Source organism: Dietzia sp. E1 (assembly GCF_014145015.1).
Classification (GTDB): domain Bacteria; phylum Actinomycetota; class Actinomycetes; order Mycobacteriales; family Mycobacteriaceae; genus Dietzia; species Dietzia cinnamea_A.
The window spans coordinates 1-7,065 of sequence record NZ_JAALDU010000371.1; the positions used below are offsets into that span (position 1 = coordinate 1).

Consider the following 7,065-nt stretch of genomic DNA (forward strand, 5'->3'; position numbering starts at 1 on the left):
GGCGAGCAGCGCGAGCCGGTGCGCCTCCCGGACACGGGCGTCCGCACGGGCGCCGGCGGCCATGGACGCGAAGCGCACGTTCGCCGGCCACTGCGACTCGACGAAGGCGGCCAGTTCCCCGGCCGCGGCGATGCGGCGGACGGCGGCCAGGTCCCCGTCGAGTTCGACCACGACGACGTCCCAGTAACCGGACGCCGCCGCGCGGCGCGCGTACTCCCATCCGAGCACGGCTGCGAGCGGTGTGTCGCCGCCTGCCGAGAGGGCGGCCAGGACGTCGTCATCCGGGTCGGCGGCACCGGATCGGTACGCCTCCAGCCTCGCGGTCGGGTCGTCGGCGCGGACCTCGACCGGGCCCTCGTCGGAGGTGTCGAGACGGGGGTCGACGGCATCAGGGTGCCCGGTCAGGACCAGGGCGGTCCGCCCGGACTCCGCGAGTAGCCCGCCGGTGACGCCGGCGCGTTCGGCAGGGTCGCCGCCGAGGACGACGACCACACGGGTGTGGTTCACCGGGACTCGGCCCGTCGTTTGAGCTCACTGAGCGCGTCGCCCAGGATGCGTCGCTGGGCACGACTGCGCAGACTGCCGATCACCGGCACCGTCAGTTCGATCTCCAGTTCGTAGTCCACCCGGGTGCCGGCGTCCACGGGTTCCAGACGATACGACCCGCGCTGGTCCCGCTGCAGCGTCGAGCTCTCGAGGCGCCACTCCACCGAGCGGTGATCCGCCGACCAGGAGTACACGAGCACGTACTCGTCGACGATCGCGCCCGCCCGCAGCTGGAACCGCACTCTGTCCGGGCGACCGTCCGCGCCCGTCGACAGCACCTCGGCGGCGTCGATCGACGCGGACCACTCCGGATAGGCAGCGAAGTCGGCGATCACCGCCATGACGTCCTCCACCGACGCGTCGACCACGGTGGAGTCTCTGGTCGGCCAGACCTCGGGTGCGCCGTCGTGCTCGCTCATGCCCTCCAGCTTCACACATCCCGACCCGGGATGCGCCCGGGCCGAGTCCCATCGGTGCCGGTCGCCGTGGCCGCTGCGGTGGGGCGGCGATAGTGTGTGGTCACCGACATACGACGAACGTCTCCACCGGGAGGACCCTTTGCGCGAATACGTCGCGGCACCCGCCACCTTCACCGTCCCCGACGACTGGTCCTGCGTTCAGTCGGCCTACGACCGGGCGGAACAGACCCCGGACAACGTCGCGTTCCTCCGGCCCGTCGGCGGTCGGTGGACGGACGTCACCAACCGTGAGTTCGCCGAGGAGGTCCGCACGGTCGCCCGCGGCCTCGTGGCCCTGGGTGTCCAGGCGGGTGACAGGGTGGCCCTGCTCAGCGCCACGCGCTACGAGTGGAACCTGATCGACTTCGCCATCTGGGCGGTCGGCGCGGTCACGGTGCCGGTGTACGACAGCTCGAGCGCCGACCAGATCCGGTGGATCATGGAGGACTCCGGCGCGAAGCTGATCATCGTCGAGAACGACACCCACGCGGCGACGGCCCGCGAGGGCATTGAGGGGCTCGACGTCTCCGACGTCCTGGTGATCGACGGTGCCGACCCGGTCCTGGAGACCCTGACCACCCAGGGCGCGTCTGTCGACGCCTCCGTCCTGGACGAGCGCCGCGCCACGGTGCGGGCCGACTCCCCCGCGACGCTCATCTACACCTCCGGCACGACGGGACGCCCCAAGGGCGTCATGCTCAGCCACCACAACTTCATGTCCGAGACGCTCGCCGTGCTGGAGACGCCCTTCAGCCAGATCCTGCGCATCGACGCGACGTCGGTGATGTTCCTGCCGTTGGCGCACGTGCTCGCCCGCGCGATCACCTACGCCGGCTTCCACGCCGGTGTGACGATCGCGCACTCCGCCGACCTGACCAACCTGGTCGAGACCTTCGGCGAGATGAAGCCGCACTACATCCTGGCGGTCCCCCGCGTCTTCCAGAAGGTCTTCAACAAGGCCCGGGCGACCGCCCAGGACGGCGGCACGGTCAAGGCGTGGATGTTCGACAAGGCGGCCGACACCGCCGTGGCGTACTCCAAGGCCAACCGGGGGGACGGCCGCGTGGGCCCGCTCCTCAGGCTGCGCCACGCACTCTTCTCGAAGCTCGTGTACGCCAAGCTCGTCAACGCCCTCGGCGGACGCTGCGAGGTCGCCATCTCCGGTGGCGCGGCCCTCGGTGACCGGCTGACCCACTTCTTCGACGGCATCGGGGTCAACATCTTCGAGGGTTACGGCCTGACGGAGACGTGCGCCGCGATCACGGTCAACACCCCGGGCCACATGCGGATCGGCAGCGTCGGCCAGCCGCTGCCCGGGTGCGCCGTCCGTATCGCCCAGGACGGCGAGGTCGAGGTGAGCGGCCCCGTGGTGGCCTCCGGCTACTGGCAGAACGAGAAGGCGACCGCCGAGTCCTTCACGGACGGCTGGTTCCGGACCGGCGACCTCGGCTCGCTGGACGAGGACGGCTACCTGTCGATCACCGGCCGCAAGAAGGAGATCATCGTCACGGCCGGCGGCAAGAACGTGGCTCCCAACCAGCTGGAGGACGCCCTGCGCGCCGACCCCCTCGTCGCGGAGGCGGTCTGTGTGGGCGACGGCAAGCCGTTCGTCTCCGTCCTGCTGACCCTGGACCCGGAGGCCCTGGAGCGCTGGAAGTCCCACCACGACAAATCGGGGTCGCTATACGAGCTGCTCAAGGACGCCGACATGATCGAGCACCTCGATCAGGCCCTGGCACGAGCGAACCGCAGTGTGTCGCACTCGGAGTCGATCAAGAAGTACCACGTCCTGCCGGACCAGTTCACCGAGGAGACCGGCGAGCTCACCGCGTCGCTCAAGGTCAAGCGCAACGTGGTGCACCAGAAGTACGCCGAGCAGATCGAGGCCCTCTACGCCTGACGGCGCGGCCTGACGGTCGGGCCGAGCCGGACGGCACGACGGCCCGGACGCGTGCTCTCGCGGGTCACTCCCCCGAGAGCACGCGTTGCATGTCCCGCGCCAGGTCCTCCCACCGCCAGTTCTCGAGGACCCAACGGCGGCCACTGAGCCCCATCGAGGACGCCCGCGGACGGTCCTCGAGCAGCCCGGCCACCGCGTCGACGATCTCGTGCCGCGAGGTCCCGTCCACCACGAGTCCGGTCCGCCCGTCCCGGACCGTCTCCGGCGCTCCCCCGCTACGCCCCGCCACCACCGGTACGCCACACGCCGAGGCCTCGAGGTAGACGATCCCCAGTCCCTCCACGTCCAGCCCGCCGCCGCGCGTGCGGCAGGGCATCGCGAAGACGTCGGCCATGCGGTGGTGGTCGACGATCTCGTCCGCGGGGATCCGGCCGGTGAAGATGACCCGGTCCGCCACGCCGTACCGGCGTGCGAGCCCCTCGAGCGTCCGTCTGTACGGCCCCCCGCCGACGACGACGAGGACGGCCCCGGGCACCCGTCGGGCGATCTCCGGCATCGCGCGGATGAGCGCATCCTGACCTTTCCGCGGCACGAGACGGGACAGGCACACGATCACGTCGCGGTCCGCGACCCCGTAGCGGTCCCGGATCGCCCGGCGCCTGACCGGGTCCGGGCGGAACCGTTCCGTGTCGACACCGCCCGGTTGACGCACCAGCCGTGCCCGGGGGCCGAAGGCCGCGGAGACGCGCCTTCGCGTGTAGTCACTGACGTAGGTGATCGCGTCGGTCGACTCCCCGATCACGCGCAGGACCTGACGCGACCCGGGGAGCATCGACCATCCCACCTCGTGCCCGTGGGTACTCGCCACGATCCGCTCCACGGGACCCTCACGCAGGACCGGGGCCATGGCCGCGAGCGGGGCGGCCGCCCCGAACCAGATCGTCGTCGCCCCGAAATCCGAGGCGAGGCGGCGCGCCCGGGCCGCCAGGTCCGGCGTCGGCAGCAACATCTCGGTGGGCACGCGCTCCACGAGATAGGGCTTCGACGCGTCGTACTCGGCGGACTCGGCACCGCGGAACGTCGACGCGAGGACCGCGACCTCGGCGGGGTCGAGGTGGCTCAGGTACGTCTCGAGATAGGACTGGATCCCGCCGGGGCGCGGCGGGTAGTCGTTGGTGATCAGCAGGGTCTTGGTCATCGACTCCGAGCCTGCCACAGCACCTACACCGGCCCCGCGCGACCCGGCACGACCCGTGCGCCCCGGAAACGTCACGGGGCCGTTCGCGCGCGGTCAGTACCGCCGGATCGAGTGGATCGGCATAGCGTCGACCCTCTCCAGTCTGACGGGGACGCCGTAGGTCGGGGCGTGCAGCACCAGGCCGTCGCCGGCGTACATCCCCACGTGGGTCGCCTCCGGGTAGTAGATGACGAGATCGCCGGGACGGGCGTCCCGCATCGCCACGGGCGCCCCGGAGACCGCCTGCGCCTGGCTCGATCGTGGCAGGGTCTTGCCCTCCCGGGCGTACGACCACACCATGAGCCCGGAGCAGTCGAACTCGTCGGGACCGGTGGCGCCCCACGAGTACGGAGCGCCGAGCCGGGTCAGTGCCACGCGGAGCGCGGCCGAGTTGGTGTCGTCCACGGGCGGGGCGACGTAACCGGCGGGCATCACCGGCCCGCCGACCCACAGGGCCCGCTGCCCGTCCGACAGGGAGTCCACGCGGCGACGTACCTCGTCCATGAGTTCGCGCATCTCGGCCATGCGCCGGTCGAGGTGATCGGCGTGCTCTCGCGCCGCGCGAGCGGAGGCCCGCGCCGTATCCGCGGCCCTGGTGGCGTCATCCCGGAGGCGTGCGGCCGTCTCGGAGGCCGCCCGCGAGGCGTCCAGTGCGCTCGTGGTCGCGCCGGACAGCCGGCGTAGCGCGTCCAATCTGTGCACGAGGTCCCGTGGGCTCTCGGCGAGCATCGCGGCCCGGGTCGCGCCCGGGTCGCCACCTCGGTACCTCATGGCGGCGAGGTGGTCGACGAGGGACTGATCCCTCACGGCCGCACCGTCGGCCACCGCGGCTCGGCCGGCGGCTGCCCCGGCGGCCAGCTCGAGGCGATCCCGCTCCCGCTCGGCGCGGTCGAGTTCCGCGCGGGCCAGGTGGAGTTCCTCGCCGAGAGCCCCCGCCTCCTCGGACAGCCGCGCCAACTCGGCCAGGTCCTCGCCCGCCGCGGACACGGAGCCCTCCGGAGCACCGCGCGAGGCGGAGGCCGGCGCATCGACCGCGCTCTCGCTCAGAGTGGGGGGAGCGTCAGCCGCGGGGGCCGCGGTCGTCGTGGAGGCGGCGACGGGAACGGTGGGCTGAGCAGTGGCGGTGGGTTGAGCAGTGACACCGGCGACGGCCAGCAGCACCACGACCGCCGCGGCGGCGGCGAGCCTGTTCGCGCGGGCACGGGGCTTCATCTGCTCTCGTCGGTCTCTCGGATCCGGGGTTCGCCTGGGCGGGGCCGATCCGGACACCTGCGAAGGCATCCGGCACCCGAGAGGGGATGTTACATACGACACACCCCGCCCGGGGCCGGTACGTGACCGGCCTCAGGCGGGGTGTGTAGGAGTCGGAGAGCCGACCCGCTCAGTAGTAGCGGGTGGCGCCGTAGAACGGCATGGAGTCCAGCGGCGCGTAGCTCACGGAGGTACCGGAGTACGGGGCGTGGACGACCTGACCGTTGCCGGCGTAGATGCCGACGTGGGACGCGCCGCTGTAGAAGGCGACGATGTCACCGGGCTGCAGGTCGGACTTGGCCACCTGCGTGCCGCCGCCGATCTGGGCCTGGCTCGTGCGCGGGATCGAGATCCCCGCCTCCTTGTAGGCCCACGAGGTCAGGCCGGAGCAGTCGAACGAGCTGGGGCCGGTCGCTCCCCAGGCGTAAGGCGAGCCGACACGAGTGGTGGCCGCGTCCAGAATGCGCTGGCCGGTGGAGACCTCGGGCGCCGGGGTGGCGAACTCGACCGGAGCGGCCGGGGCCGCCTGGGCGGCCTGCTGGAGGCCGGCCGGAAGGGCGATGCCCTCCGGGACGTCGATGGTGACCTGGGCCGGAACACCCGGCAGCCGCAGCTCGACGGGGACGTCGACGGTCACGGGCGCGGCGGACGCGGTCCCGGAGCCCGCGACAGCGGCTCCGGCGGCGAGCAGTCCGGCGGCGGCCACGCGGCGGCCGGTCGAGCTGGTCTTGATGCTGTGGGCTCCCACGAGAGACTTTACCTCTTTCTTCCTGCGACACCGACCGGGTTAGCTGACGGGTTCGGACACGGAAGTCTGTCCTACGCTCGCCGACCTCCCGGTCGTCGAGCGATTCACCCCAGTGGAACGTGGTTCCCCGGCGCGCCCTCGGGCGCTTAGGCGTGACCCCGGCTCCCCACCGGCGGGCGGGGAATGACTTCCGAGGTCTCGAAAAGGTTACGAAACCATCTCGCCGAAGTCCAGTTCCCCGCTCACGCGGCGGTTTCCGCGGCCAGGATGTCGATGGACGTCACCATGCCCGCGGCTCGGAGGACATCGATCGCCGTCCGCACCTCCGGGTCCAGCACGTACCCGCAGGACTCCGGAGAAAGCTCGTCTACCTGGCCCTTCTCGCCGAGAAGCAGGGAAACGATGCAGCCTTCACAGTCGCCCGCCACCGCCGGGCAGCGAGCGCAATCCATTGACACCATGATCTACCTCACATTCCGTCCTGGGCGTGTTGCCCGTTCGTTATCGCGCCGCGATCCGGCCGCGGCGGTCGGCCGGGGAGGCACCCTAGGAACCGGGTACGACACACTCCCCCGGACCGTGACCCGGACGCCGCCCCCGGACGGCGATGTCCGACCCCGCCGCTACCGTCTCCGCCATGCCCCCCTCCACCTCACCGGCACCCGTCGGCGCGCAGGGCGCGTTCGACGAGCTCGAGCCGCTGCTGTCCGAGGTGACCTTCGTCGTCGTCGACCTCGAGACCACCGGCACCAAGCCGGGCGGCGACGAGATCACCGAGATCGGCGCCGTCCGGATCCGGGGAGGCGAGGTGCAGGCGGAGCTGTCCACCTTCGTCTCGATCGACGGCGTACTGCCGGGGCACATCAGCAGGCTGACGGGGATCGCCCCGGAGGACCTCGTCGGCGCACCGTCCCTCGGCGAGGTG

Annotated in this window: 7 protein-coding genes, 1 pseudogene and 1 riboswitch; of the genes and pseudogenes, 2 read left to right on the forward strand and 6 right to left on the reverse strand. The window is 71.6% G+C overall.

Annotated features, from left to right (window positions below; translation table 11 throughout):
- Window positions 1-507 (reverse strand): annotated as a pseudogene (locus G6030_RS12180) (hypothetical protein); the annotation flags it as partial.
- Window positions 504-965, reverse strand: coding sequence for an SRPBCC family protein (locus G6030_RS12185; RefSeq protein ID WP_182643300.1), 462 nt, complete (start codon window positions 963-965; stop codon window positions 504-506). The pseudogene G6030_RS12180 and the gene G6030_RS12185, both read right to left, overlap by 4 nt.
- A 139-nt stretch (window positions 966-1,104) precedes the next feature.
- On the opposite strand from G6030_RS12185, the gene G6030_RS12190 reads away from it, so the two are divergent.
- Window positions 1,105-2,904 carry a long-chain fatty acid--CoA ligase gene (locus G6030_RS12190; protein WP_106385836.1) on the forward strand — a complete coding sequence of 600 codons (1,800 nt, stop codon included), beginning with the start codon at window positions 1,105-1,107 and terminating at the stop codon, window positions 2,902-2,904.
- Between the two features lie 64 nt (window positions 2,905-2,968).
- On the opposite strand, the gene G6030_RS12195 is transcribed toward G6030_RS12190, so the two are convergent.
- From G6030_RS12195 to G6030_RS12210, 4 genes are all read right to left on the reverse strand, one after another.
- Window positions 2,969-4,102 carry a glycosyltransferase family 4 protein gene (locus G6030_RS12195; protein ID WP_063973934.1) on the reverse strand — a complete coding sequence of 378 codons (1,134 nt, stop codon included), beginning with the start codon at window positions 4,100-4,102 and terminating at the stop codon, window positions 2,969-2,971.
- A gap of 93 nt (window positions 4,103-4,195) precedes the next feature.
- Window positions 4,196-5,353: an NlpC/P60 family protein gene (locus G6030_RS12200; RefSeq protein ID WP_182643301.1), complete on the reverse strand. Its 1,158-nt coding sequence runs from the start codon at window positions 5,351-5,353 to the stop codon at window positions 4,196-4,198.
- A 169-nt stretch (window positions 5,354-5,522) separates the two neighbouring features.
- Window positions 5,523-6,140 carry a C40 family peptidase gene (locus G6030_RS12205; RefSeq protein WP_106385835.1) on the reverse strand — a complete coding sequence of 206 codons (618 nt, stop codon included), beginning with the start codon at window positions 6,138-6,140 and terminating at the stop codon, window positions 5,523-5,525.
- A gap of 13 nt (window positions 6,141-6,153) precedes the next feature.
- A riboswitch (cyclic di-AMP (ydaO/yuaA leader) is annotated at window positions 6,154-6,303 on the reverse strand.
- A 79-nt stretch (window positions 6,304-6,382) separates the two neighbouring features.
- Complete coding sequence (locus tag G6030_RS12210) at window positions 6,383-6,592, reverse strand: hypothetical protein (protein WP_236885528.1); 210 nt, start codon at window positions 6,590-6,592, stop codon at window positions 6,383-6,385.
- Between the two features lie 185 nt (window positions 6,593-6,777).
- Between G6030_RS12210 and G6030_RS12215 the strand changes: the two genes are divergently transcribed.
- Window positions 6,778-7,065: exonuclease domain-containing protein (locus tag G6030_RS12215; RefSeq protein ID WP_277817458.1), on the forward strand; the 288-nt coding region annotated here is incomplete at its 3' end.

Excerpts from the sequence above, each read along its gene's own strand:
- G6030_RS12185 (WP_182643300.1), bottom strand. The coding sequence starts at position 965 with ATGAGCGAGCACGACGGCGCACCCGAGGTCTGGCCGACCAGAGACTCC.
- G6030_RS12195 (WP_063973934.1), bottom strand. The coding sequence starts at position 4,102 with ATGACCAAGACCCTGCTGATCACCAACGACTACCCGCCGCGCCCCGGC.
- G6030_RS12200 (WP_182643301.1), bottom strand. The coding sequence starts at position 5,353 with ATGAAGCCCCGTGCCCGCGCGAACAGGCTCGCCGCCGCCGCGGCGGTC.
- G6030_RS12210 (WP_236885528.1), bottom strand. The coding sequence starts at position 6,592 with ATGGATTGCGCTCGCTGCCCGGCGGTGGCGGGCGACTGTGAAGGCTGC.